Source organism: Leucobacter triazinivorans (assembly GCF_004208635.1).
Classification (GTDB): Bacteria; Actinomycetota; Actinomycetes; order Actinomycetales; family Microbacteriaceae; genus Leucobacter; species Leucobacter triazinivorans.
This window is the reverse complement of record NZ_CP035806.1, coordinates 2,828,117-2,852,641: the sequence shown is the minus strand read 5'-3', so window position 1 is coordinate 2,852,641 and position 24,525 is coordinate 2,828,117. Positions and strand designations below refer to the sequence as shown.

The window sequence follows — 24,525 nt, the reverse complement described above, 5'->3', positions numbered from 1 at the left end:
TGTGTTGAGGAACAAGTTCACCGCACCCGGCAAGCCGTATGGGGAACCCGACCCCGACAAGCTCCGGCAGTTGGAAGAGGCATACGCGCACACGCGCCTTCAAGAGCTGTACGACAACCCGATTCCCGGCCAGTTCGACTACGACCACATGAAGGCGATCCACGCTTACGTGTTCCAGGATGTCTACGAGTGGGCTGGTCAAGAACGGGTGGCGCCGGCCGGGCAGTTCATGACAAAGGACGGGCACGCCTACTACGGCGCCGGTCCTCACCTGACGGCGGCCGCCGAGGCCGAGTACGCCAAACTCGCCGGCAAGGACTATCTGCGCGGACTGCCGCAAGCGAAGTTCGTCGACGAGCTCGCGGAGAGCTGGGGGGAGCTGAATGTCGTACACAGCTTCCGTGAGGGCAATACGCGGACGCAGTTCGTGTTCTTCTCCCAGCTCGCAGAGCAGGCCGGCTATCGGATCGACGCCGCGCAATTTGCCCCTGGCTCGCCGCTGCGCGACGAGTTCGTGCAGGCACGGTTTCACTCCCAGGACACCGGCCGAAACGATCAGCTCGCCGCGGTGCTGGGGAAGGCGATTACCCCTTTAGACCGTGACGCTTCGGCGTCCCGGATGAGCGACAACGGCGTAGCCGACGCCCTCCGCGCAAGCTTCCCCATGAGTGCGAGAGGGGCGGTGCGACCTACACCCACGCCGGGCGCGAACGTCGCAGGGCGTTCGACGACGCAGCACCCCGAAAGAGGCAGAACCGACACAGGACGGAGCGGACGTGACTGACCTGTCGGCGGCCACGAGAAACTGCCCGGAGACGGCCACGAAGCTGCCCGGTGGCGGACATGAGAACTGCCCACTGACGGTCATGGGATCTGCCCGACACGACGTCGTCTGCCTCACCGGTTCCCACGGTTGAGGCCCCTCCTCAGGTGCGGTTGGCGTGCTGATGCGCCGTTCGCCCCTGAGGAGGGACATGTGAAGTCTGCCGAGGAGATCATGGAAATCTTGGATGCCTACGACCTGACTGGGTCGTTTCGTGATGCCGGTGAGTTGGCCGGCTGTTCGCACCACACGGTGAAGCACTACGTGGACCGCCGCGCTGCCGGCGGGGAGCTGGACCAGACCGCAGCCCGGCTGCAGTTGATCGATGAGTACCTGCCCAAGGTCGAGGAGTGGGTCGAGCGGTCGTTCGGGAAGGTCCGTGCCGATGTCGCCCACGAGAAGCTCGTGGCGTTGGGCTACAAGGGTTCGGAACGCACCACACGCCGCGCGGTCGCTAAAGTCAAGGCGTCCTATCGCTCTGGTCGGGTGCGGGTGCACCGGCCCTGGGTCACCGAGCCGGGGATGTGGCTGCAGTACGACTACGGCGACGGCCCGGTCGTCGACGGCGTCAAGACGGTGCTGTTCGTGGCGTGGCTGGCGTGGTCGCGGTTCCGGGTCGTGCTGCCGTTGCGTGACAAGACGATGCCGTCCGTGTTCGCCGCGCTGGACGTCACGTTCCGCCGACTCGGTGGAGTGCCGACCTACGTGCTGACCGACAACGAGAAGACCGTCACGGTCGAGCACATCGCCGGGATCCCGGTCAGGAACCAGCAGTTGGTCACCTTCGCCGAGCACTACTCGGTCGTGGTGCACACCTGTGTGCCCGCGGATCCGGCGTCCAAGGGCGGCACCGAGGCGTCGGTGAAGATCAGCAAGGCCGACCTCGTCCCCAAGGACACCAACCTGCGGGAGGAGTACGCGAGTTTCGCTGAGCTCGAGGCGGCCTGCGAGGCGTTCTGCGAGAAGGTCAACACCCGTGCCCACCGGACGACGAAGCGGCCGCCGATCGAGATGCTCGCCGAGGAACGAGCTCGGCTGCACCCCGTTCCGGCGCGAGCGCACACGGTCGCGTTCGGCACCACCCGCATGGTGCCGGCGAACACCCCGATGGTGATGTTCGAGTCCGGCCAGTACTCGGTCCCACACACCCTGCTCGGTGCAACAGTGTGGGTCCGCACCCACGGGGTCGGTGAGGACGAGTGGGTCGTCATCGTTCATGTCGGCGACGACGGTCCGATCGAGGTCGCCCGCCACCGTCGCGCCACGCCGGGAACGCCGAAGATCGATGACGGGCACTTCCCGCCCCAGCCGTCCGGCCCGCTGGACCGCCAGCCCCGAGCGAAGAACGCCGCGGAGTCGGAGTTCCTCGACCTGGGTGAGGGGGCCCGGCTGTGGTTGGTCGAGGCGGCTGCCGCGGGCACGCCGCGGATGCGGGTCAAGATGACCGAGGCGCTCGCGTTGGCCAAGTTGTTCGACCCCGTCGAGGTCGACTGGGCACTGGGCCACGCCGCGGTCCATGGCCGGTTCGCCGAGGCCGACCTCTCTTCGATCCTGGACCACCACGCCCGGCAGCCCGGCACAGGTGAGCATCGTGCCAGCGAGGACTCCTCGCTGACCCAGGGCACCGCCGCGTGGGCACGGCTCGGCCAGCGGTCCACCGCGGACGGCGACGGCGAGGTGACCCGATGACGACGAGGAGCCCCATCAGCACCGCGCCGCCGTTGCCGGTCGAGTTGGAGGAGCTGCTGCGCAAGCTGCGGCTGCCGCACATCCGTCGCCACGCGCCCGAGGTGGTCGCGACCGCGAAGGCCCAACGCTGGGAGCCCGCCGAGGTCCTCAAGGCCCTGTTCGCTGAGGAGGTCGCCGGCCGGGAACGCTCCGCCTTGGCCACGAGGCGGGCGGCCGCAGGGTTCCCGACCGGCAAGACGTTCGATGCGTGGCAGCCCGAGATCTCCTCGATCCCGGCCCCGACCCAGCAGGCGCTGCGGACCTTGGAGTGGGTCCACCGGCGAGAGAACCTCGTGGTCTGCGGGCCATCCGGGACCGGGAAGACGTTCCTGCTCGAAGCGCTCGGACAACAAGCCGTCGAGCAGGGACTCAAGGTCGCCTGGTTCACCCTGGAAGACCTCGGCGTCCTGCTGCGCCGGCACCGTGCGGACGACACCGTCACCAAGGCCATCGCCCGAATCCTGCGGGCCGACCTGGTCATCGTCGATGACATCGGGCTCCTGGCCGTCGCCGCCGACGCCGCCGAAGGCCTCTACCGCCTCGTCGACGCCGCCTATGAGAAGCGCTCGGTCGCGATCAGCTCGAACCTGCACCCGTCCGGGTTCGACGAGCTCATGCCCAAGACGCTGGCCACCGCCACAGTCGACCGGCTGCTCCACCACGCCCACGTCTGCCAGACCAGCGGCGACAGCGTGCGCCTGACCCAGGCACTCGCCGGCCAGGGGGTGAGCCCGTTGAGCTGAGCACCCCGGTCGGTGGTGGCCACCGCCCCCTTGGGCAGATCCCGTGGCCACCACCGGGCAGTTCTCGTGGCCGTCAGCGGGCAGGTTTCATGTCCGCCCCTGGGCAGTTCCTACTGTCCCTTGACACGCTACCACGACTCACCTCAGCCTTTGCTGTCGATTGGGAGTCACGGCAAGCGCAGACCCCATCTGAGAACTTCGTTCATTGGAGTTAGACTTTCACACAGCGTAAGCCGTGCCGTCCCAAGGTGCGCGGCCGACGACGGATGGCGGGCAACTCCGCCGCCCAAATCACCGGGTCGGATGGCCCGAGACCGACCGAAAGGGTCAACATGGAGTCGATGACTCGGCAGAATATCTCGTCTGGGTCTCACCTCGAGAGCCTCCGGGGCTACTCGCGGGCCGTCTGCAAGGGGCCGTTTGTGTTTGTTGGTGGGATGACCGCAGGGTCGAGTGAGGGAGCCGTTGGCGGCGACGACGTCGTCGCACAGACGCGTGAGACTCTTACGCGAGTCGAGTCCGCGCTGAAAGAAGCGGGCGCGTCGATCGCGGACGTGGTCCGGACTCGGATCTTCGTCACGAATATCTCGGACTTCGAGGCGGTGGCCGCCGTCCATGGTGAGGTGTTCGGGGAGGTACGGCCAGCGAATGCGCTTGTTGAGGTTGGCGCACTGGCTCTTCCCGACCTACTCGTCGAAATCGAGGCAGACGCCATCATCGGCTAGCCGCCACCGGACCAATGTATGGTCCGTCCGGCTTGCCGGAACCAAACTAGGCATCGGCTCTGCGGTTCGGTGCCTACCTTCACAGGCCATACCCACGAAAGACCAGCGCCCCAGTCAGATTGTCTGGGGCGCTGGTCGTTTGAGCGATCGGCTCAGCCGATGGCACGTCCCGCAGGCAGTTGCGCCTGCCTGCCGTCGTGCGGGCTCCCCAATCCAGAGCGCCTCCTGCAGGAGCCGCCGAGCCGACGGACAGTCCTCACGGCGCGATGGTCAGATCCACCGACTTCTCGACGTCGATCGGGTGGTCGACGTAGTCGCCGTCCTCAAGAATCTTGGCCGTTTCCTCGTAGTTGTCCATGGGAATCTGGCCCCAGTTGTCTGGAGGCGTGTCTCCATCCCAGAGGACGTCCTTCATCGCGTCCAGCGCAGAGGTTTCGACTGGTCGGCTGGCGCTGGGCTCCTCTGCGAGGATGGCGTCAACAGCCTCGTCGGGATGCGCGAAGGCGTAGGTCCACCCCTTCATCGTTGCCTCGACGAAAGCGGTGAGCGCGTCGGGGCTGGACTGGATGGCGCTCTCGTTGGCGATCAGGCACCCGTGGAGAATGCCGACGTCATAGTCAGAAGGCTTGAAGAAGACAAGGTCCTTGTCTGTGTAACCAGCGTGATAGACCTCCTGGAGCTGCCCAAACGATGTCATCTCTGCGACGGGGTACTCGTCGTTGAGCCACGGATCCATCGTGAATCCCTGGTAGAACGTCTTAACATCGCTGGGGTCGACGCCCATCGCTGTGAGGAGGGCGTCGGCCTGGAACTCGTCGTCTGCGAAGATTCCTACCTTCTGCCCGACAAGGTCATCAGGTGAGTTGATTCCGCTGCTCTTCTTGGCCACGAGCCAGAATCCGGACTTCTGATCGAACTCCGCGATGCCCTTGATCGGGATGCCCTTGTCACGCGACAGGAAGAGGGTGCTGACGCGGTCGACGGTGAGGTCGGCCTGACCGCTGGTCAGTTGCTGAACGTTGTTGACGTTCGGCCCGCCGTAGAGAAGGTCTACATCCAGGTTTGCGTCCTCGTAGAAGCCCTGCTCCTTAGCCATCATGTATCCAGCGAACTGTGCGTTCGCCACCCAGCTCAGCTGCATCCGTAGCCTCGTCGGCGCGCCGTTTGATGTGGTGGTGCCGCCTTCGCTGTCCTTGCCGCATCCCGCGATGGAGGCAATGATCAGGAGTGCGACCGCGAGCGCGGCTGAAACCCGTCGAACTGCCATCGATATCGATCCTTTCAAGTGGGAAATCCGTATCAATTCGCCCGAGCGGGCATCGACGGCGAGCAAGAGCGTCGATGACGTGCGTGTGGCAAGGAACTTGGGAGCACAGATGCTCGGCGTCCAGTACCGCCGTGACCCCTACTGCAGGGGGCGCAGGGCACTACAAGTTCTTGGGAATGAGTGCTGTCGTATTCGCGACGATGCGTTCGAGATCTGCCAGAACGGGTCGTTCGTTCTCGACGAGCACCTGACCATTCACGACCACCAGGCTTGCCCGGTCTGAAAGACCAGTCATGATCAGGCCGATCGCCGGGTCGTGCACACCAACCCGGTCGACTCCATCGAGGCGCCAACAGGCGATGTCCGCAGCACGACCCTCCTCGAGGACGCCCAGGTCGGGCCTGCCGAGGCACTCCGCTGATCCCCTGGTTGCCATTCGGAGCAGCTCGCGTGCCGACAGCCACTTCTCGGGCTCGTTGGGGTCAGCGGGGCGGTGCGCCAGCGCAGCCAGGCGCAGATCGCCAAGCAGGTTCCCGCCATCGTTGCTGGCGGACCCGGTCGTTCCAAACCCAACCGTGATTCCGGCGTCGAGGTATTCCCGGATAGGCGCGAGTCCCCAGCCCATCCGAAGGTCCGGCGCAATGAGATGCGCGATCGCGACGCCTGCGTCGGCGAACTCGGGGATCTCCTCCCGTGGAGGTACCACAGCGTGAGCCAGCCATACTCGGTCGCTGGCCCAGCCGTGCTTCTCAAGGAAACGCCACGGCGTCATACCGTAGAGGTGGTCGCTCATTCCCGCGTCGAGCGGTTCGTAGAAGTGGGTGTGGAGGCGCACGTCGTAGTCCGCCGCCATCTGTGCGAACGCTTCGAAGAGTTCGGGCTTGTCGTGGGTGACGCCGCAGGGTCCAAGAGCGATTCGAACCATTCCAAACGGTTCCGGCTCGTGGTACTGGTCGATGAGACCCAGACAGTGCTGGACGACTCTGTCGACGGGCTCGACGAACAGGTCGTCGCAGAAGCCACCTTCGCTCTTGCCGAGCGTCATCGATGACCTTGCCGCATGGAACCGGATCCCGAGGTCGGTGGCGGCCTCGATGGTTGCGTCGATATAGCTATCGGCCGTGGCACCGGGGAAGAATAGGTGCTGGTCGGCGACCGTGGTGATGCCACCGAGGAGCGACTCGAGGAGGACGGCGCGCGCAACCTCCCGGATGACATCTGGACCGAACTTCCCGTCGCGCCACCATCCTGCGCTTCTGGTCAGGACGCCTTCGAGCCAACTGGCCGTCGTGACCCGCTCGAGTTGGGGAATCGCCCGCATTGCGCCTTCGAACAGGTGCTGGTGCGAGTTGATGAGACCTGGCAGCGCAATCATTCCACGCCCGTCGATTGTCCGTGAAACGCTGCGATCCGACAGGTCCTTTCCGACGGCGACGATCTTCGGCCCGTCGATCAGAATGTCGGCGTCTTCCAACTCGCGTTCTTGATCGTCGAAAGTGATGACACGTGTCAGTCCGCGGATCAGGATCATTCTCTCTCCTTCGTGCAGGGCTTCCTTAGGGTGCCGCTCCAAAAAAAGCATCTATTAGGCAACTATAACCTCATCCTTCACAATGATACGTCCATTTTTAATTACGCATAGTCTTTTTGCTTGGTCGATTATTGCCCATTGTGGTGACAACGAATTTAATACAACAAGATCGGCCTTTTTACCAACTTCTATCCCATAGTTCTTTTCAATTCCTAAAACTCTAGCACCCTCTGACGTTATCATTTTCCAAATTAGTCCCAAATCTCTGTTTGTCTTTAACTCTAATCTCTGAGTTTCGATCAGAGCCCCTTGTACCATATCACCGTTGCCAAAGGGAACCCAAAAATCTCTGATATTGTCCGAAGCACAGCCAAGATTGATGCCAGCTTCAAGCAGCTTTATCACCGGCATAGTAGGCGGTGTACTACTAAAACAGGTAACAAATTTCATACCCGAATCCTTGTACAATGGGATTGCCTCATCGAGCCATTCGGACGGAGCATCTGCAAAACACCAGGCATGACTCGTAGTTACTCTACCCTTATACCCATTTTCAATTGTCTTTTGGGCAAGACGATTTATCGAATATACTCCAACAGTTCCAATATCATGTATGTGATAGTCGATATCAACATCGTATTCCTTTGCTAATTTAAAGCATAGGTCTAAAGAACCCTCAACATTATTTTCCCGCGTAGCAGGATCAACTCCCCCAACTAAATCACAGCCCATATCCAAGGATTTTCTAATCAATGATTCAGATTCCAAATCAACGAAAAATCCACTCTGTGCAAAGGCTACGACTTGTATATCGATAAGATCCTTTAACTCTTCCTTGGCTTCTAAAACTGCTTCCACTGCTTTTGTTTTAGCAACTGAATCTACATCTACATGGGTCCGGGTGTATAAAGTCCCATGGAGTACCTGCATGTGAGCATGTTCTATCACATGTCTTTTTATTTCTTCGTGGGTAGCATTTTTATAATATTTCAAGCCATCCTCGATGGCAGCATCGATGGCAGCATCCCTTGTATAAGGTCTGCTCCAAAACTTCGGTAATCTTTCACCTGTGCTCGTAAATGACTTATCCATATGGGTATGTGCATCGACAAATCCGGGAGACACAAGGTTACCCTTTGCATCAATTTCGTCTTTTACGGTTCCTTCAATTTTAGCTTCTATTTTGATTATTCTGTCACCAACAATCCCAATATCATATACACTGTCTTTTTCACTTAGATAGGCGTTTCTAATGATTAAATCAAAATCTTTACTCATTTTTATCCTCATTTTTTAAACTAGGACTTGTCCCGTTTCGTGCCATGGTTGTAACCATTGTACTATAAGACGGATAGGAAATTCAACCGCATGAGGCCAAGTATGGCACGAGTTTTGGGCCTCGAAACACGTTCGGCCAAGGAAGGTTGAGCGCTCGCTTGCCGCTCAATGGCAAGAGCTTGGGAGGCAGTATGCATTTGGGCCTGGCGCGCGTGCAGCTGCTTCCCCGCAGCGATGGATACCGCCGCTTCACTGGGTCACCAATTGACGCGCTGGTCTACCTCGTCGGGTTGAGCTGCCAGATCCCAATCCGGCTCGCCTTGCGCACCATCATCCACCGGCGCGTCGCAGCCCTCCCACAGCGGTGGCCCGCGTGCCGGGGTGATGTGCGGGGGGGCAGACTCCACCCCGATGTGGTTCAGGATGTGGCGGATTTCGGCGCTGTGGGTGATGAAGGCAATGATGCGCATCTGCCCACCGCACATGGGGCACAGCAGCGGAAATGCCTCGTAGATGCGGGCAATCAGCACCGCCCACAAGTAATGCGCCGCTCGCTTCGGGCGTGCTTCAGGTTCGGGTGTGGGTGTGGCCGCGTTGCCCGGCGCCGCCACCCCAGGTACGCCCGCGCCAGGTTGTGCAGTCTCCACCGTGGCTGGTTGCGACGCAGCAGGCTGGGCCAGCGCCGTTACCGCCGCTCTCAGCGGCGAGTTTGGTGCCAGCACACCAAAGTAGCGGTGCCGGTGGGTGCGTGGCGGTGGCACCAGCGCGGCGATGCGGTCGATCAGTTCCAGCGGTGTGAGGTGCAGCTCATCTGCCTTGGCACCACGCTTGTCACTGGTGGGCTCGCTGCGCTGTTTGGCACAGCGGTACACCAGTTTGCTTCCCTCTTTGCGTAGGCGCTCCATGGAAAACGGTGGACGCGCGCAATAGCGCAGCAGCCGCTCCAGCGCAGCGCGGTCGTGGGCTTCGATGCAGACACCGGCGTCCACCGAGAAGCCGCTGTGTTTGTAGCCCAGCATGTCTTTGGCGTCACAGTTCTCCAGCAGGCCCCGAGCAACGAAGGCGCGCAGGATGCGTTTTTGCAGTGTGGTCTGCACTGGGGCCACGGTAGCCGCATCGATGCCGGTGGCCGCGTGAAAGATGACACCCGGCGATGAGATTCGAGGGGTCGCTGCTTCGGGGCTGTCGTCGAACAGCAGCTTGGTGAAGCCTTCGTCGCGGCCGTTGGCAATGGCGCGGCCCGAGGCCGTCCAGGGGAACAGGCCCTTCTTGACCTTGATGCCTTGGGCCTTGGCCTGGTCTTCCGTCAGGCCCACCCAAGCCACTTCAGGGTCGGTGTAGGCCACGCTTGGGATCACGCGGGCGTTGAAGGCGGCGCTTGCCAGCTCTTTGTTGCCTTGCAGTTCACCGGCAATCACTTCTGCCGCCACGTGTGCCTCATGCACCGCCTTGTGCGCCAGCATGGGCTGGCCCACGATGTCGCCGATGGCAAAGATGTGCGGCACGTTGGTGCGCATCTGGATATCGACGTTGATGAAGCCACGGTCCGTGACGGCCACGCCAGCCTTTTCAGCAGCGATCTTTTTGCCGTTGGGCGTGCGGCCCACGGCCTGCAGCACCAGGTCGTACACCTGTGGCTCGGGGGCGGTGCCGCCCTCTTCCGCTGGCGCGAATGTGACCTTGATGCCTTCAGGTGTGGCCTCGGCACCGACGGTTTTCGTCTTCAACATGATGTTGTCGAAGCGCTTGGCGTTCATCTTTTGCCAGATCTTGACGAGGTCGCGGTCGGCGCCCTGCATCAGGCCTTCCATCATCTCCACCACATCCAGGCGTGCGCCCAGGGTGCTGTACACCGTGCCCATTTCCAGGCCGATGATGCCGCCACCCAGGATGAGCATGCGTTTGGGCACGCCGCTGAGCGCCAGCGCGCCGGTGGAATCGACCACGCGCGGGTCGTTGGGCATGAACGGCAGGCGCACGGCCTGGCTGCCAGCGGCGATGATGGCGCGCTTGAAGGCGATGACCTTCTTGGTGCCCGTCTTCTCCTGGCCCGTGCCGGTGGTTTCTTCCACTTCGAGGTGGTTGGCGCCGACAAAGGCACCGTAGCCGCGAACGGTGGTGACCTTGCGCATTTTGGCCATGGCGGGGTCTCCTCGTTTTCAGTGCAATAAGTGACGGTACGCAAAGCTAGCACTGGCGCGGGGGTGGTCTGGGTAGACCGTTGATTTCATTGACTTTCCTGTTCGCTTTGTAAACGGGTATGGTGGCCTCCCACTTTTGAGGTTCACGATGCAGGGTTGGCACACAACGTTTTTGGGGATGCGTGGGCTCCCCCGCGATATCAGCGACTTCGAGATGAAGGCATTTTTCACCTTCGATGGTGCCGAGCGCGACGCAATCAATGCACGCCGAGGTGATTCCCACAAGCTTGGTCTGGCGCTCCATATTGGTTTCCTGCGCATGAGTGGGCGTTTGCTCGGTGCCTTTCGGGTAATTCCAGTAGCCTTGTGGCGCCACCTTGGCAACGAGCTTGGCATTGCAGCACCAGAAGTCGCCTCGCTGAGAGCCATGTATGAACGCGGGCGCACGCTATTCGATCACCAACAAGTAGCCTGCACGGTCCTTGGATTCCAGTGGATGAGCGAGCACCAGCGCCGCTCACTGGTACGTGAACTGCGCGACGAAGTGGCGCGCTGCGCCGACCGCGATCAGCTACTCGTGCGGGCGCGTCAATGGCTGTACAAGAACAAGCTGGTGATCGTGCACGAGCGGGCAATTCGGACACTGATTGCGGCGGCACTTGCCCAGCTTGAAGTTGAAACAGGCACCGCCATCGCCGCCAGCGTTGATCCAGCAACACTTGATCGCTGGCGAGCCTCAGTTTCAGAGCTGCGCCCAGATGGACAAACCCAGCAGAGTTGGCTATGGGCTGCACCGGCGAAACACTCAACCCGCCAAATCAGCGAGGTACTGGAGCGCATCGACCTGCTTTACACGCTGGACGTTCATAAGCACCTGGCAGACATCCCCGATCTCATCTTGCGCCGCTACGCGCGCCGACTTGTCTCCAGGCCGCCCTCAGCCGGAGCCAAGATCAAAGAGCCAGCGCGCACCGTGGAGGTCGCATGCTTTCTTCGGTATTGCCTGTTCACCACCACAGACCAGTTGATCCTTATGGTGCAGCGCCGGATCGCCGATCTGTGGCGTCAGGCTGCCGCCGATGTCCCCGCTACCGTCAATTGGGCCGCAATGTACAAAACGCTGCTCGGCGAACTTGTTGCCTTGAGCGCGCAAGGTGCGGTGCCAGATGCTGAGTTGCGTGCCCGTCTTGAAGCCTTGATCACCGAAACCCAGAAACGCAAACCACCGAGCAGGGCCTCCCTGGTCCGCGAGGGATTGATTGATGGAATTCGCCCCGTGCGGTCGTTGCTCGTCGCCATTGCAAAGCTGCCCTGGCAGGCCACCGGCGAGCATCCTGCCATCGAGTACCTTGCCAAGCTGCAAGCTTTATATCTCAAAGGATCCAGAAAGCTGCCAGTTGAAGTGGTGGCACCAAGTCTGGGAATGATCTGGCAGGTTTCGATCTCCAGCCCAGACCGGGAACACACTCAATCCGGAGAGGCAAGAAATGCAGTTGAACGAGGCTGCATAAAAACACGGTCTACACGACAACTACGTTGACAAACACCGGTGTTTCGTGAAACCATGCCATCAGACAGGTTTACCAGAAAAAGGGAGATACCATGAGCCACACCGCCACACCTGCAAAAGCTGCCGTTACTCTTTACACCGGGTTTCACCAGCTGGTCACCGGGGATGTCGCGGGCACGGTGCTTAATGGCGTCGATATTCTGGTGAGAGACGGGGAGATTATTGGCCTTGGCCCGGATCTGCCCCGAACTCTGGCCCCAATTGGCGTTGGCCAGGAACAGGGTGTTGAGGTGGTGAACTGCCGGGGGCTGACCGCCTATCCGGGGCTGATCAACACCCATCACCATTTTTTTCAGGCCTTTGTCCGCAATCTTGCCCCCCTCGACTGGACCCAGCTTGATGTGCTGGCCTGGCTGCGCAAGATCTACCCGGTGTTTGCCCTGGTGGATGAAGACTGCATCTACCACAGCACAGTGGTGTCCATGGCGGAGCTGATCAAGCACGGCTGCACCACCGCGTTTGATCACCAGTACAACTACAGCCGCCGGGGTGGACCCTTTCTGGTGGACCGCCAGTTTGATGCCGCTAACCTGCTGGGGCTGCGTTTTCACGCCGGGCGCGGCTGCATCACCCTGGAGGACAGCACCATTCCCGATGCCATGCGGGAGAGCACCGATACTTTTCTTGCCGATTGCGAACGCCTGGTGAGCCGCTTTCATGACCCGCGGCCCTTCGCCATGCAGCGGGTGGTGGTGGCGCCCAGCTCGCCGGTGATTGCCTACCCGGAAACCTTCGTCGAGTCTGCCCGTCTGGCCCGCCACCTGGGGGTGAGCCTGCACACCCATCTGGGGGAGGGGGAAACCCCCGCCATGGTGGCCCGTTCTGGCGAGCGCAGCCTCGACTGGTGCGAAAACCGGGGCTTTGTCGGGCCGGATGTGTGGCTCGCCCACGGCTGGGAATTCACCGCAGCGGACATCGCCCGCCTTGCCGCCACCGGCACCGGTGTTGCCCATTGCCCGGCGCCGGTGTTTCTGGTGGGTGCCGAAGTCACCGACATTCCCGCCATGGCGGCGGCAGGTGTGCGGGTGGGCTTTGGGGTGGATGGCCACGCCTCCAACGACAGCTCGAACCTCGCCGAGTGCATCCGCCTTGCCTACCTGCTCCAGTGCCTGAAGGCCAGTGAGCGCCAGCATCCGGTGCCAGCTCCCTATGACTTTCTGCGCATGGCCACCCAGGGTGGTGCGGATTGCCTCAACCGGCCTGATCTCGGCGCCCTCGCCGTGGGCAGGGCTGCGGATTTCTTTGCCGTCGATCTGAACCGGATCGAATACATCGGCGCCAACCACGATCCACGGAGCCTGCCCGCGAAAGTGGGTTTTTCCGGCCCCGTGGACATGACCGTGATCAACGGCAAGGTGGTGTGGCGCAACGGTGAATTTCCGGGCCTTGATGAAATGGAGCTGGCCCGGGCTGCGGACGAGGTGTTTCGCCGGGTGATTTACGGCGATCCTTTGGTGGCAGCCCTTCGACGGGGCACCGGTGTCACACCATGCTGAGGCCGGTGATGAGTTTCTTGAGCAAAAGGTTTATTGCCTCGGGTCTACCATAACCCCCGTAGAGTGCCATGGATGCATAGTAGTGGGTGATGAAATAGGCGACCAGATCCCGGTCCACCGGCGCGCCTTTTTGCTGTTCGGCAATGTCGAAATACGGCCCCAGAACTTTTTTGTACATGTCGACCCGGGCATCGAAACTGATAAGGCTCAATTTTTTCAGGTAGCTGGTATTGGCGGCGCTGAGCTTCTGGGCAAGGTCACTGGTAAAGAAGTGGTGCAGGTAATCTGTCACCACATCCAGCCGGTTTTCCGCCGAAGGGTTTGCCTCTATGGCATTTTGCAGGCCCGATTCAAATTCGCTTCTGATCTTTAAATAGATGCTGGTCAGGATTTCTTCGACAGTGCTGAAGTGGCGGTACAGGGAAGTTCTGGAAATGTTTGCCAGCTTGTAGATCTCGGTCATGGTGATGCCGCTTTCACCCTGTCGCAGGGTGAGTTCAAGTGCCGCAGCAATGATTCTTTTCCGGGTTTCAAGAGCTCTGGTGCCTGGTTCTTTGGTCATGTCATACCGTCAATAATTCAGAAGAGCGCAATGTTCGAGCTTGACTGTTCGAGCTTGACTATTCGAGTTTCAATGTTCGGCCTGGCGAGCCAGGCATGGGCAGCCCTGATCATGGAGAGCTCTCGATAACTCGATAATGCGCAGCTCTCGATGATAACCAGCTCTCGATGATAACTAGCTCTCGATGATAGGCAGCTCCCGATCTGCATGGCAATGGTTGCGATGCACCGGATCTTGCTACGGGACAGGGATGTTTTCACTGGCGGAGGTCTTGCAATACCAATCCGTTGCAAGACCAATCTCCTTGCAAGACCAACCCCGGTGATGGCGAGGGATTATCCGGTAACTGCGGTCACAAAGCCAAGGCCCACAGTCACAACGCCTCGGCTCATAGCGGCGGCAGCAGTACGTAGTAGGCGCCGAGCACCACGGCAAGACCGTAGGCGATGGGGTGTACCTGGCGGGCGCGGCCGGTGATCACCATGGCGATGGCGTAGACGATCAGCCCTATGGCCATGCCATCGCTGATGGAGGTAACCGCCATCAGGATCAGGGTCAGGGTGGCAGCGCCGCCGGTGATGACATCGGAAAAATCGATGCGCGCCACTTCCACGAACATCAAGAGGCCAATGAACACCAGTGCCGGGGCCGAGGCCTCGGCGGGAATGATAAGAATCAGCGGGTTCAGATACAGGGCCAGGAAAAAGAACAGGCCCACGAAAATGGCGACAAGGCCGGTGCGCCCGCCACTTTCGATACCGGCGGCGGATTCGCCGAAACAGATGGCGGTGGAGGTGCCCGCCAGGGAGGCGCCGATGGCGGCCATGGCATCCGCCGACAGGGCCTCGGTCGGCTTCAGCATCGCGCCCTGGTCATCGACAAGACCGGCCCGCTGGCACAGGGCGTTCATGGCCGCGAGGGAGCTGAACAGGTCCATGAACACCAGGGACAGCATGGCTGGCAGGGCAATGCCGAGATGCGACCACAGATAGCCAAAATCGAGCGCCAGCCACAGGTCACCAAAGCCTGTCGGCTGGGCCAGGGCGGCGCTCGGCATCGGAGTCAGGGAACCTGTGGCTGTGGGGATAAAAAAGCCGATGGCGGTGAGCAGTATGATGGTGAGAATGATCGCCCCGGGCACCCGCCGGGCCATGAGTCCCATGACAATCGGGATGCCGGACAGCGCCAGCAGCACCGTGGGTGCCGTGACCACGCCGATCTGCACCAGGGAGGGGGCCGGGGCCGCCACCACAATGCCCGCCGTTTTGAGGCCGATGAACATGATGAAAAGACCGATGCCCGCCGTCAGCGCCCGGCGCAGGGCATCGGGGAAGGCATCGAGCAGCAGCCGCCGGATGCCGGTGAGGGTGAGGACAAGAAACACCACCCCGCTCCAGAACACCAGCCCCAGCGCGCCCTGCCAGGGCACGCCAAGGCCCAGAATGAGGGTGTAGGCCACCAGTCCATTGGCGCCCATGCCGGGCGCCACGGCGATGGGCAGATTGGCCATGAGCCCCATCAGAATGGAAAAAACCCCCGCCACCACGGCGGTGATGGTGAGCACCTGGGCTCTGTCCATGCCGGCATCGGACATGATCAGTGGATGCACCACCAGGATGTAGGACATGGTGGCAAAGGTGGTCACCGCCGCCAGCAACTCCCGCTGCACGGTAGTGCCCCGGGAACTCAGTTCGAAAAAGCGGTCCACCCGCTCCATCGGGGTAGGCATGGGGGTAGGGGTGCAGTCGGGCGCGGCGGTATCAGCAGACTTGTTCAAGGGCAGCCTCGGGAGCAGTGGCAGCAGCGGATGGTTTTGAAAACCTGTCCAAATGGTCTGCAAATTGCGTACCGACGGCTGTTGTTCCGCTTTGATCTGTGCCAGGACAAGGGTTTGTGCACATTGTTCAGACTGTGATTGTCTGACCTGTTGTAAAGGATCAGACGCCAGACGTTGCACGTTAGACGCTGCACGTCAGACGTCAGACGCAACCGCAGTGCACCGGGCCTCGGCAGGATGCTCTTGCATTCGTGTTGCGTGTTCACGTCAGACGTCAGAACTGCCATGGCCCATGCACAACAGTGCTGAAGGGTTCACGGATAGGAAATTCAACCGCATGAGGCCAAGTATGGCACGAGTTTTGGGCCTCGAAACACGTTCGGCCAAGGAAGGTTGAGCGCTCGCTTGCCGCTCAATGGCAAGAGCTTGGGAGGCAGTATGCATTTGGGCCTGGCGCGCGTGCAGCTGCTTCCCCGCAGCGATGGATACCGCCGCTTCACTGGGTCACCAATTGACGCGCTGGTCTACCTCGTCGGGTTGAGCTGCCAGATCCCAATCCGGCTCGCCTTGCGCACCATCATCCACCGGCGCGTCGCAGCCCTCCCACAGCGGTGGCCCGCGTGCCGGGGTGATGTGCGGGGGGGCAGACTCCACCCCGATGTGGTTCAGGATGTGGCGGATTTCGGCGCTGTGGGTGATGAAGGCAATGATGCGCATCTGCCCACCGCACATGGGGCACAGCAGCGGAAATGCCTCGTAGATGCGGGCAATCAGCACCGCCCACAAGTAATGCGCCGCTCGCTTCGGGCGTGCTTCAGGTTCGGGTGTGGGTGTGGCCGCGTTGCCCGGCGCCGCCACCCCAGGTACGCCCGCGCCAGGTTGTGCAGTCTCCACCGTGGCTGGTTGCGACGCAGCAGGCTGGGCCAGCGCCGTTACCGCCGCTCTCAGCGGCGAGTTTGGTGCCAGCACACCAAAGTAGCGGTGCCGGTGGGTGCGTGGCGGTGGCACCAGCGCGGCGATGCGGTCGATCAGTTCCAGCGGTGTGAGGTGCAGCTCATCTGCCTTGGCACCACGCTTGTCACTGGTGGGCTCGCTGCGCTGTTTGGCACAGCGGTACACCAGTTTGCTTCCCTCTTTGCGTAGGCGCTCCATGGAAAACGGTGGACGCGCGCAATAGCGCAGCAGCCGCTCCAGCGCAGCGCGGTCGTGGGCTTCGATGCAGACACCGGCGTCCACCGAGAAGCCGCTGTGTTTGTAGCCCAGCATGTCTTTGGCGTCACAGTTCTCCAGCAGGCCCCGAGCAACGAAGGCGCGCAGGATGCGTTTTTGCAGTGTGGTCTGCACTGGGGCCACGGTAGCCGCATCGATGCCGGTGGCCGCGTGAAAGATGACACCCGGCGATGAGATTCGAGGGGTCGCATCAGCATCGCCCTCGCCCTCCACTTCCTCAAACACCCCGTCCACCACACAAACGTGGAAGTGGACGTGTTCATTGAGGCTGGAGCCGAATCGGTGAATGAAGGCGATGGCACCGATGTGCAGGCCTGCCTTGTCCATATGGGCCGCACCGGGGCTGTGGGTCTGCAGAGTTTGTGCGATCACCCGCAGAAAGATGCGCAGCACCATGCTCAGCACCGCTCCGTCGCGTTGCATGAAGTACCGCAACCTCTTGGGCACGGAGAGCACCCACTGGCGCACCGGCAGGCGGGGGAAAACGTGGTCGCTCAGGTGTGCCGCCGTCTCCACCATCCGCCGCGTGGTGCACGAGGGGCAGACTCCCCGGCCTTTGCAGGAGAAGGCTACAAAGTAGTCGTGCCCACAGTCGCCGCAGCGAGCGCGGGCAAAGCCATGGGCAAAGATGCCGCACTCAAGATACTTGGCAAACGCTTTGCGCACGAAGGGCTTGGGGGTGTGGTGGTCGCCCTGGCCGTCGAACTGACCCGCGCTGGCCAACTCTAGCCAGGTCTCGTAGTGCTCGGCTACCATTTGGTAGAGCAGCGTGCGTTCGGGGTGGCGTGGGTTGTAGAGCTTGGGCTTGGAAGTGGCTGACATGAATACTGTACAAATGCACAGTATTCTGCGGCGATTGTTTGGGTACGCAAAGCACAAGGCCCGAACCGTCGCCAGTTCGGGCCTTGTCAGGGTAGCTTGGCTGCGGACTTACTTGCGCGCAGGCGGCACATCCGTGCAGCTGCCATGCGCCACTTCCGCCGCCATGCCGATGCTCTCGCCCAGCGTCGGATGCGGGTGGATGGTCTTGCCGATGTCCACTGCGTCCGCACCCATCTCGATAGCCAGCGCGATCTCTCCGATCATGTCGCCCGCGTGGGTGCCGACCATGCCACCGCCCAGGATCTTGCCGTGGCCCCGGCCAGCATGGCCGTCTCCTGATCCTGCTTCGGGGCTGTCGTCGAACAGCAGCTTGGTGAAGCCTTCGTCGCGGCCGTTGGCAATGGCGCGGCCCGAGGCCGTCCAGGGGAACAGGCCCTTCTTGACCTTGATGCCTTGGGCCTTGGCCTGGTCTTCCGTCAGGCCCACCCAAGCCACTTCAGGGTCGGTGTAGGCCACGCTTGGGATCACGCGGGCGTTGAAGGCGGCGCTTGCCAGCTCTTTGTTGCCTTGCAGTTCACCGGCAATCACTTCTGCCGCCACGTGTGCCTCATGCACCGCCTTGTGCGCCAGCATGGGCTGCCCGACGATGTCGCCGATGGCGAAGATGTGCGGCACGTTGGTGCGCATCTGGATGTCGACGTTGATGAAACCGCGGTCCGTCACAGACACGCCGGCCTTTTCAGCGGCAATCTTCTTGCCGTTGGGCGTGCGGCCCACGGCCTGCAGCACCAGGTCGTACACCTGGGGTTCGGGGGTGGTGCCGCCCTCTTCCGCTGGCGCGAATGTGACCTTGATGCCTTCAGGTGTGGCCTCGGCACCCACGGTTTTCGTCTTCAACATGATGTTGTCGAAGCGCTTGGCGTTCATCTTCTGCCAGATCTTGACCAGGTCGCGGTCGGCGCCCTGCATCAGGCCGTCCATCATTTCCACCACATCCAGGCGTCGGGGCCGCCTCGGTAGGCGGCGGCGTCGTCGGCCGAGAAAGCCACGGGTTGAGCGGGTCGCTCATGTTGCCCCCCTAGGTACAGTGAGATTCACCCTAATAAGGGAATCCTACGCCCAAGCGCCCAAACAAGGAAGGGTGAACCCGAATGAACCCGAACCTATACAAACATGCCCTAACCGGTACACTAGGACCGTGGAGCCAACAGGAGGTCTCACCGTGAGCAGCGACAGCGGTGCGTGTGACGCGCTCGATCGCCTATTCGAGCAGAGCCCTCCGACCCTCGGCCCCACCGAAGTAGCAGAACGACTCGGAGTCTCTAACAAGAGCGTGTACACGTGGCTCCGCGAGGGACTGATCCCCGGCTACAAGGTCGGCTCGACGTGGTTCATCATCCGCGACGAGCTGAAAGACACCTTGCGCCGGGGTGCGAATGTCCCTCGCGACACCGGCCCGGTCGTCGTCATCAACTCAGAACGGCACGAAGGGGACTGACATGCGGAAGATCGGGACGGCGCTACTCATAGTCGTCACCGCGGCGGCCCTGACCGCCTGCACCGGCCAGAACAACGCGCCAGCGCCGACCCCCAGCGCCAGTAGCACCGGCCCGATCTATCCCGACCTCGACCAGTTCACCCCCGCCCCCGAAGGCCTCATCGACGAGGACAGCGGAGAGACGCACGGCCCGCGGCCCGTGCCCACGTGGGATGACGAATCGCGCGAGAGCGCAACGGCGGCCGCGGTCGCCGTGATGACCGCCTACGCGCGCCCCGATCTTCCGTTCGAGCAGTGGTGGGCCGGCTTGCAGCCCCTCCTCGACAACAAGGCCACCCAGGACTACGCCTACATGGACCCGGCACGCATCGTCGCGACGAGCGTCACCGGCCCCGCCGTCATCACCGACGACACGAGCGCTTACGTCGCGTTCGTCGACGTCCCCACCAACGCCGGCACCTACGGCGTCGTGCTCAGCCGTGCCGACGCTGACTCCCCCTGGCTCGCGGGGCGCTTCATCCTCCCCGAAGGGGTGAACTGATGGCAGCGCCCAAGGGCAGCGCCGCCTACGCGATCGCGGCGGTGCCGCTCCTCATCGTCGGCTCCCTGTTCGGGCTCCTCCTCATGGGCGAGGACGAGTGCGGCCCGAGCGCCGGCAACGGCGGATCGAGCGTCTCGATCGACCCCGCATCCGTCCCCGAGACGGAGATTGCCGGCTACGGCCACGAGCAGCTTGTGAACGCCGCATATGTCATGCAGGCGGGCAAAGACCTCGGCCTGAACGCGCGGGATCAGACCATCGGCGTCATGACTGCGATGGGTGAATCCAGCCTCCGGAACATCGACTACGGCGACTGGGAAACCGGCGGGGTCACCAACCCCGACGGCACCCGCACGACGTCGATCGGCCTGTTCCAGCAGCAGGACGGATGGGGCACCCGCGAGGAGCGGCTGGACCCCTACATCTCGTCGACGAAGTTCTTCAACGCGATGACCACGAAGGTTCCCGACCGCGAGTCGCTGGAACCGACGATCGTCGCCCACCGCACTCAGGTGAACGCCGACCCGTACCACTACACGAAGTTCTGGGACGGCGCGGTGCAGATCGTCGAGGGCCTGAGTGGTGTCCGCACCGGCCTCGACTCCGGCGACGGCAGCGCCAGCGGCGGCGCATGCGAGGGCCTGCTTCCCGGCGAAGTCAGCGCCGAAGGCTGGGCCTCCCCCGGCGCCGGCCCGGTCAGCAGCCCCTACGGCATCCGCGTGCACCCGATCTACGGCACGCAGCGACTCCACGCCGGCACCGACCTTGCCGGCGGCGGCTGCGACGGCCCGATCTGGGCCGCACAGGACGGTGTAGTGACGTTCCGCGGCTTCGACGACGCCGGCAACGGCACAATCTCGATCGACCACGGCGGCGGGGTCACCACCCGCTACCTCCACATGTACGACTCCGGGATGCTCGTGCAGACCGGCGACAAGGTGAAGGCCGGCCAGCAGATCGCTCGCGTCGGCAGCAGCGGTGAATCCACCGGATGCCACCTGCACTTTGAAGTGCGCGTCAACGGCGAGAACGTCGACCCCGCGCCCTTCATGGCAGAGGTCGGCATTCAGCTCGGACAGTAGATCAGGAGACGACCATGAGCAGCATCGAAGTACCCACGTTCCCCAAGATCGAGGCGCGCACGTTCGCGAACGGATCGGGAGAGGTCACGATCAACGGCACGTCGCACCCGATCGAGACGACCACTCTCGAGGATGCTCGCGCCGCGATCCTCGCTCGCGTGGCCGACACGGCCACGAAGATGCAGCGCCCCGTGCGGGTCACCACCAGCGGCCCCGACGGGGAATGGCCGCTAATCGTCCACCCCGACGGCAGCGTAGAGCCCGACGAGAGCCTGCCCGCCCGGCCGGCGCCGATCGAGGACGCCGCGTCCCCCATCGAGTCGACGCCCGCGCCGATCGACCAGGTTCCCGCGCCCGCCCCCGCGCCGGAGGCTCCGACGTTCGCTCCCGCGCCGGAGGTTCCGGCCGCAGCGCCGGCTCCCGCGCCCGACGGGAACGCATGGGTGCGTCAGGCTCCCGCCCCGGCCACCGAGTACCCGAGCCGTCGCGAGGCCCGACAGTCGTTCCTCACGCACGAGCAGATGGAGGAGCCGGCAACCCAGGGATGGCGCGGAGCGCTCACCCGTGCCGGCATCCGCATGAGCCCGAGCGAATCCGAGCGCGCGGAGCGTTCCGACGTCCTCGCCGTCTCGCAGCACTGGCCCGGCCCCCGCACGATCGCCGTCGTGAACGGCAAGGGAGGCGCGGGCAAGACCCCGACCACCGTCCTCCTCGCGGCCGTGTTCGCCCGCCACGGCGGCGCAGGCGTCCTCACATGGGACAACAACCAGACCCGCGGAACGCTCGGCTGGCGCACCGAGCAGGGACCGCACGAGGCGACCCTGCTTGACCTCCTCCCCCAGGTCGACCGGCTCCTGAGCACCGGAGCGCAGTCAGCGGACCTGGCGCACTACGTGCACCACCAGACCCGCGACCGGTTCGACGTGCTGCGCAGCAAGCCGATGGCCCTCGCGCACGAGCAGCGCGTCGAGCCGAGCGACGTCGACGCGATCCACGCCGTCGCCGCGAAGTACTACCGGCTGATCTTCATCGACTCCGGCAACGACGAGTCCGATCCGATGTGGCTGCGCATGATCGACCACGCCGACCAGCTCGTGGTCGCCACGACCACCCGCGACGACCACGCCGAAGCCGGCGCGCTCCTCCTCGAAGCCCTCGCAGAGCGCGACGCCGGATCGGCCGAGCTGGCCCGTGATGCCGTCGTGATCGTGAACCAGGCCGATCCGAAGTCCACCGCCGCTGACCTGGCGCGCGTGGCCGACGGCTACCGGTCCCTCGCCCGTGAGGCCGTGACGGTCCCCCACGACCCGGCGATGGTCGACGGAGTGCTGCGCTTCGGCTCCCTGCGCCCCCAGACGCAGCGTGCGTGGCTCGCAGCGGGCGCGGCGGTCGCCCGCGGGCTATGAACGCCACACAGCCGCTCACAGGGCTGCATCGCGTCCCCGAGTGGCCCCGTCTCGCCGCCACCGTCACGCACGACGGCACAGGCACCCTCACGATCAACGGCGTCAGCCGCGCGTGCGCGGCCGAGTCCGTCGCAGCGCTCCGCACCGGCATGATCGCGCGCGCCGTGGCGATCGGCACGCAGCTACGTCGCCCGATCCGTCTCGATGTGACCGAGGACGGCCGCACACACGCCCTCGCCGTGCGCCCGGAGGGCTACGTGCAGCTCATCGGCGCCGACGGCACCATTCCCGCCCCTGACGGCCTCAGCATCGACGAGGGACGCTGCCGCGTCTGCCGCCGGCTACAGCCGGTGACCTCCGCGACGTGCGTCCAGTGCGGCGTCGACGAACCGCTGCGCGTCGAGGTCGCTCCCCCGGCGGAGCCGAACACCGTCGCACCGCCCGCGGCCGCGCGGGTCACCCGGCCGAGCCCCGTTGAGCTCGACGAGCTCGACGAGCTGCACGACATCGAGCACACACGCATCAGCCGCCGCGCAGCGGCCCCCGCAGCGCCTCCCGCGCCGGTCCTGCACCTGGCTTTCAACACCCAGCGCAGCATCGACGCCGGCCCGCATGTCGTCGTCGGCCGCAACCCCGAGCCCGTCGACGGACGCGAAGCGCTCACCGTCGTCACGCCTGGACGGATGCTCTCGCGCACCCACGCGACGATCGACGTCGACGACGCCGGTCGCATCGTCGTGACCGACCTCGATTCCGCGAACGGCATCGAACTGCAGTCGGCCCCGCCCCACTGGCTCACGCCCGGCGAACCGACCGTGATCCCCGACGGCGCAACGATCCTTCTGGGCGACGTCTACTGCACCGTCACGAGGGCGCATTGATCTACCCCGGGCGGCGTCGGCGCGTCGCCGCAGTGTTTATGCATAATCAATCCTATCTGCGGAACTAATACACCCGACGAACAACGATGAACGGCAGCGCGCAACCGGTGGTTTTGTTTCTTCCCCGCAGAAGGCAAGGTTGACCTGATCGCCAGGGCAAGTTCAGAGACAGCAAACATGCCAATAGCCACCAACCGCTTACCGAACCGGCATCCGGAGAACCTGGCCTCGAGACTCTTCATTCAAAGACTGGTTATCGATCCGTTTACCGAAACCGAGCTGGACAACTTCAGCAACGGCATCGGCCTGATTTTCCACCGCCCACATTGCCCATCGTTCAAAGTATGAACGTCCGAGGCCCAGCGCAACGGAAGCCCCTGCGAACGGGTCACCTTCAGAACCAAATCGCTTCTTGAGAGCTTTAGCAAGCCAAACCGATTCCTCATTTGGAACATGCACGGGTTCGCTTTTGTTCCACCTACGAGCTGAAATCTGCTTATAGAGACTGCGAGCATGATCTTGCTCAATCACTCCGAGGTGTTGGAATCGAACGACAAGCGCCTTGATTGCCACACCCCAGGCCTCTTTCAGCTGCGCCAACGCACTCAGCGTCACCCGCCCCCCGATACGGTTGAGATCATCGATCAGCGGGTCTGCCGGCGCCAAGAATGCAGCAGCGAATCGATGCGCTTGCTTCTCAATGCGCGCTGCTTCTACAGCCGAATCAGGCGGGCGCTGCTCAAAGTGCATAACTAGGTGACCCAGCTCGTGAGCGACCGTGAAGCGCTGTCGGTCACCAGGCACATAATGTGTTGACCCGTCATTCGAGCGCGCAACTCGAATCACTGCCGTCCCGTCGACCCTGTTAGACATCCCTAGATGCCTCCCAAGTTCGCTTTCCATAGGCAGAACAACACAACCCAAACGCTCCGCGGTTCGCACCATATTCTTGACGACATCATCCTCGCCGAGCCCTGCTGCGACCCGCACTTGCGCTGTGAACTCCTCGATGTCCGCGTCGTTGTTCGGGTCTCCGCTAAAAATTGGAAGAACGTCAGGAACAAACCTCAGGTCTAACCTCTGAGCCGCATCAATCGCCGTAGAGCTGTCGGCAACCACGCTTTCTACGGTCCTGCTGGGAGCATCAGCGTAAGCGCGAAGCCAAGGTCGTCCCGCAAGCAGATCACCGTTGTCTCGTCTCAGGTAGTCGGGTGAACAGTCAAGTACGGTCGAGAGAGCTTCAATAGCCTCAGCAGTTGCCGAGATCCGGTCGTTCTCAATCATCGACATCGTGCCCGCAGCAATTCCCGCACGATCAGCGAGTTCGCTCTGACTCAGACCGAGTGCAGCACGCAACCGACGAACCGCACCGCCAACTGGTTGTGAACCGCTCACAACAAACCCTCCTTCACGTGGACTTCAAC

18 protein-coding genes and 3 pseudogenes are annotated in these 24,525 nt (G+C 62.7%); 11 read left to right on the top strand and 10 right to left on the bottom strand.

From position 1 onward, the window contains the following. The first annotated feature begins 1 nt into the window (after position 1). From EVS81_RS12890 to EVS81_RS12875, 4 genes are all read left to right on the top strand, one after another. Positions 2-784 carry a Fic/DOC family protein gene (locus tag EVS81_RS12890; protein ID WP_240739850.1) on the top strand — a complete coding sequence of 261 codons (783 nt, stop codon included), beginning with the start codon at positions 2-4 and terminating at the stop codon, positions 782-784. 192 nt (positions 785-976) lie between these two features. Continuing rightward, positions 977-2,512 (top strand): IS21 family transposase, encoded by a 1,536-nt coding sequence (gene istA / locus EVS81_RS12885; RefSeq protein WP_021473522.1) that lies wholly within the window; start codon positions 977-979, stop codon positions 2,510-2,512. Next, complete coding sequence (gene istB, locus EVS81_RS12880; protein ID WP_021473521.1) at positions 2,509-3,294, top strand: IS21-like element helper ATPase IstB; 786 nt, start codon at positions 2,509-2,511, stop codon at positions 3,292-3,294. The genes istA and istB overlap by 4 nt, the downstream gene beginning before the upstream one ends. A 332-nt stretch (positions 3,295-3,626) precedes the next feature. Further along, positions 3,627-4,019 carry a RidA family protein gene (locus EVS81_RS12875; RefSeq protein ID WP_192551697.1) on the top strand — a complete coding sequence of 131 codons (393 nt, stop codon included), beginning with the start codon at positions 3,627-3,629 and terminating at the stop codon, positions 4,017-4,019. A 256-nt stretch (positions 4,020-4,275) separates the two neighbouring features. Here the strand turns inward: EVS81_RS12875 and EVS81_RS12870 are convergent, their stop codons facing one another. The 5 genes and pseudogenes from EVS81_RS12870 to EVS81_RS15930 form a co-directional block, all read right to left on the bottom strand. Then, a complete protein-coding gene (locus EVS81_RS12870) occupies positions 4,276-5,286 on the bottom strand; it encodes an ABC transporter substrate-binding protein (protein ID WP_043426253.1) in 1,011 nt (336 codons plus the stop codon). Positions 5,287-5,446: 160 nt separating this feature from the next. Then, positions 5,447-6,817, bottom strand: a complete 1,371-nt coding sequence (locus EVS81_RS12865; protein WP_130110727.1) for an amidohydrolase — start codon at positions 6,815-6,817, stop codon at positions 5,447-5,449. A gap of 54 nt (positions 6,818-6,871) precedes the next feature. Then, on the bottom strand, positions 6,872-8,095 hold the full coding sequence (gene atzC, locus EVS81_RS12860; protein ID WP_011776997.1) for an N-isopropylammelide isopropyl amidohydrolase: 1,224 nt from the start codon (positions 8,093-8,095) through the stop codon (positions 6,872-6,874). A gap of 257 nt (positions 8,096-8,352) precedes the next feature. Continuing rightward, positions 8,353-9,267 (bottom strand): annotated as a pseudogene (locus EVS81_RS15935) (IS91-like element ISCR8/ISPps1 family transposase); the annotation flags it as partial. Positions 9,268-9,339: 72 nt separating this feature from the next. Then, positions 9,340-10,227: pseudogene (locus EVS81_RS15930) on the bottom strand (FAD-dependent oxidoreductase); the annotation flags it as partial. Between the two features lie 157 nt (positions 10,228-10,384). Here EVS81_RS15930 and EVS81_RS12850 point away from each other — a divergent pair. Then, a pseudogene (locus tag EVS81_RS12850) lies at positions 10,385-11,698 on the top strand (Tn3-like element IS1071 family transposase); the annotation flags it as partial. Between the two features lie 140 nt (positions 11,699-11,838). Further along, positions 11,839-13,302 carry an amidohydrolase gene (locus EVS81_RS12845; protein ID WP_130110726.1) on the top strand — a complete coding sequence of 488 codons (1,464 nt, stop codon included), beginning with the start codon at positions 11,839-11,841 and terminating at the stop codon, positions 13,300-13,302. Here EVS81_RS12845 and EVS81_RS12840 read toward each other — a convergent pair. The 4 genes from EVS81_RS12840 to EVS81_RS12825 all read right to left on the bottom strand — a co-directional run bounded on the left by EVS81_RS12840 (position 13,289) and on the right by EVS81_RS12825 (position 18,677). Next, entirely contained in the window at positions 13,289-13,864 is a 576-nt protein-coding gene (locus tag EVS81_RS12840) for a TetR/AcrR family transcriptional regulator (protein WP_011117161.1), read from the bottom strand. The genes EVS81_RS12845 and EVS81_RS12840 overlap by 14 nt on opposite strands. 388 nt (positions 13,865-14,252) lie before the next feature. Further along, positions 14,253-15,593: an NCS2 family permease gene (locus EVS81_RS12835; protein ID WP_011117162.1), complete on the bottom strand. Its 1,341-nt coding sequence runs from the start codon at positions 15,591-15,593 to the stop codon at positions 14,253-14,255. Between the two features lie 552 nt (positions 15,594-16,145). After that, a complete protein-coding gene (locus tag EVS81_RS12830; RefSeq protein ID WP_011117152.1) occupies positions 16,146-17,693 on the bottom strand; it encodes an IS91-like element ISCR8/ISPps1 family transposase in 1,548 nt (515 codons plus the stop codon). A 108-nt stretch (positions 17,694-17,801) separates the two neighbouring features. Continuing rightward, on the bottom strand, positions 17,802-18,677 hold the full coding sequence (locus EVS81_RS12825) for a dihydrolipoyl dehydrogenase family protein (RefSeq protein WP_205879437.1): 876 nt from the start codon (positions 18,675-18,677) through the stop codon (positions 17,802-17,804). Positions 18,678-18,891: 214 nt separating this feature from the next. Here EVS81_RS12825 and EVS81_RS12820 point away from each other — a divergent pair, with 214 nt between their 5' ends. From EVS81_RS12820 to EVS81_RS12800, 5 genes are read left to right on the top strand one after another with little or no spacing between them, the layout of a single operon-like run. Beyond that, on the top strand, positions 18,892-19,191 hold the full coding sequence (locus EVS81_RS12820; protein WP_231941996.1) for a helix-turn-helix domain-containing protein: 300 nt from the start codon (positions 18,892-18,894) through the stop codon (positions 19,189-19,191). A gap of 1 nt (position 19,192) precedes the next feature. Continuing rightward, positions 19,193-19,732, top strand: a complete 540-nt coding sequence (locus EVS81_RS12815) for a hypothetical protein (RefSeq protein WP_071416686.1) — start codon at positions 19,193-19,195, stop codon at positions 19,730-19,732. Continuing rightward, entirely contained in the window at positions 19,732-20,814 is a 1,083-nt protein-coding gene (locus EVS81_RS12810) for a M23 family metallopeptidase (RefSeq protein ID WP_130110725.1), read from the top strand. Before EVS81_RS12815 ends, EVS81_RS12810 begins: the two co-directional genes overlap by 1 nt. 14 nt (positions 20,815-20,828) lie before the next feature. Beyond that, on the top strand, positions 20,829-22,220 hold the full coding sequence (locus EVS81_RS12805; RefSeq protein WP_130110724.1) for an AAA family ATPase: 1,392 nt from the start codon (positions 20,829-20,831) through the stop codon (positions 22,218-22,220). Next, the gene (locus tag EVS81_RS12800; RefSeq protein ID WP_130110723.1) at positions 22,217-23,101 is read left to right on the top strand and encodes an FHA domain-containing protein; all 885 of its coding nucleotides are present in this window, start codon (positions 22,217-22,219) and stop codon (positions 23,099-23,101) included. Before EVS81_RS12805 ends, EVS81_RS12800 begins: the two co-directional genes overlap by 4 nt. 198 nt (positions 23,102-23,299) lie before the next feature. On the opposite strand, the gene EVS81_RS12795 is transcribed toward EVS81_RS12800, so the two are convergent. Continuing rightward, entirely contained in the window at positions 23,300-24,496 is a 1,197-nt protein-coding gene (locus EVS81_RS12795) for an XRE family transcriptional regulator (protein WP_130110722.1), read from the bottom strand. Between the last annotated feature and the right edge of the window lie 29 nt (positions 24,497-24,525).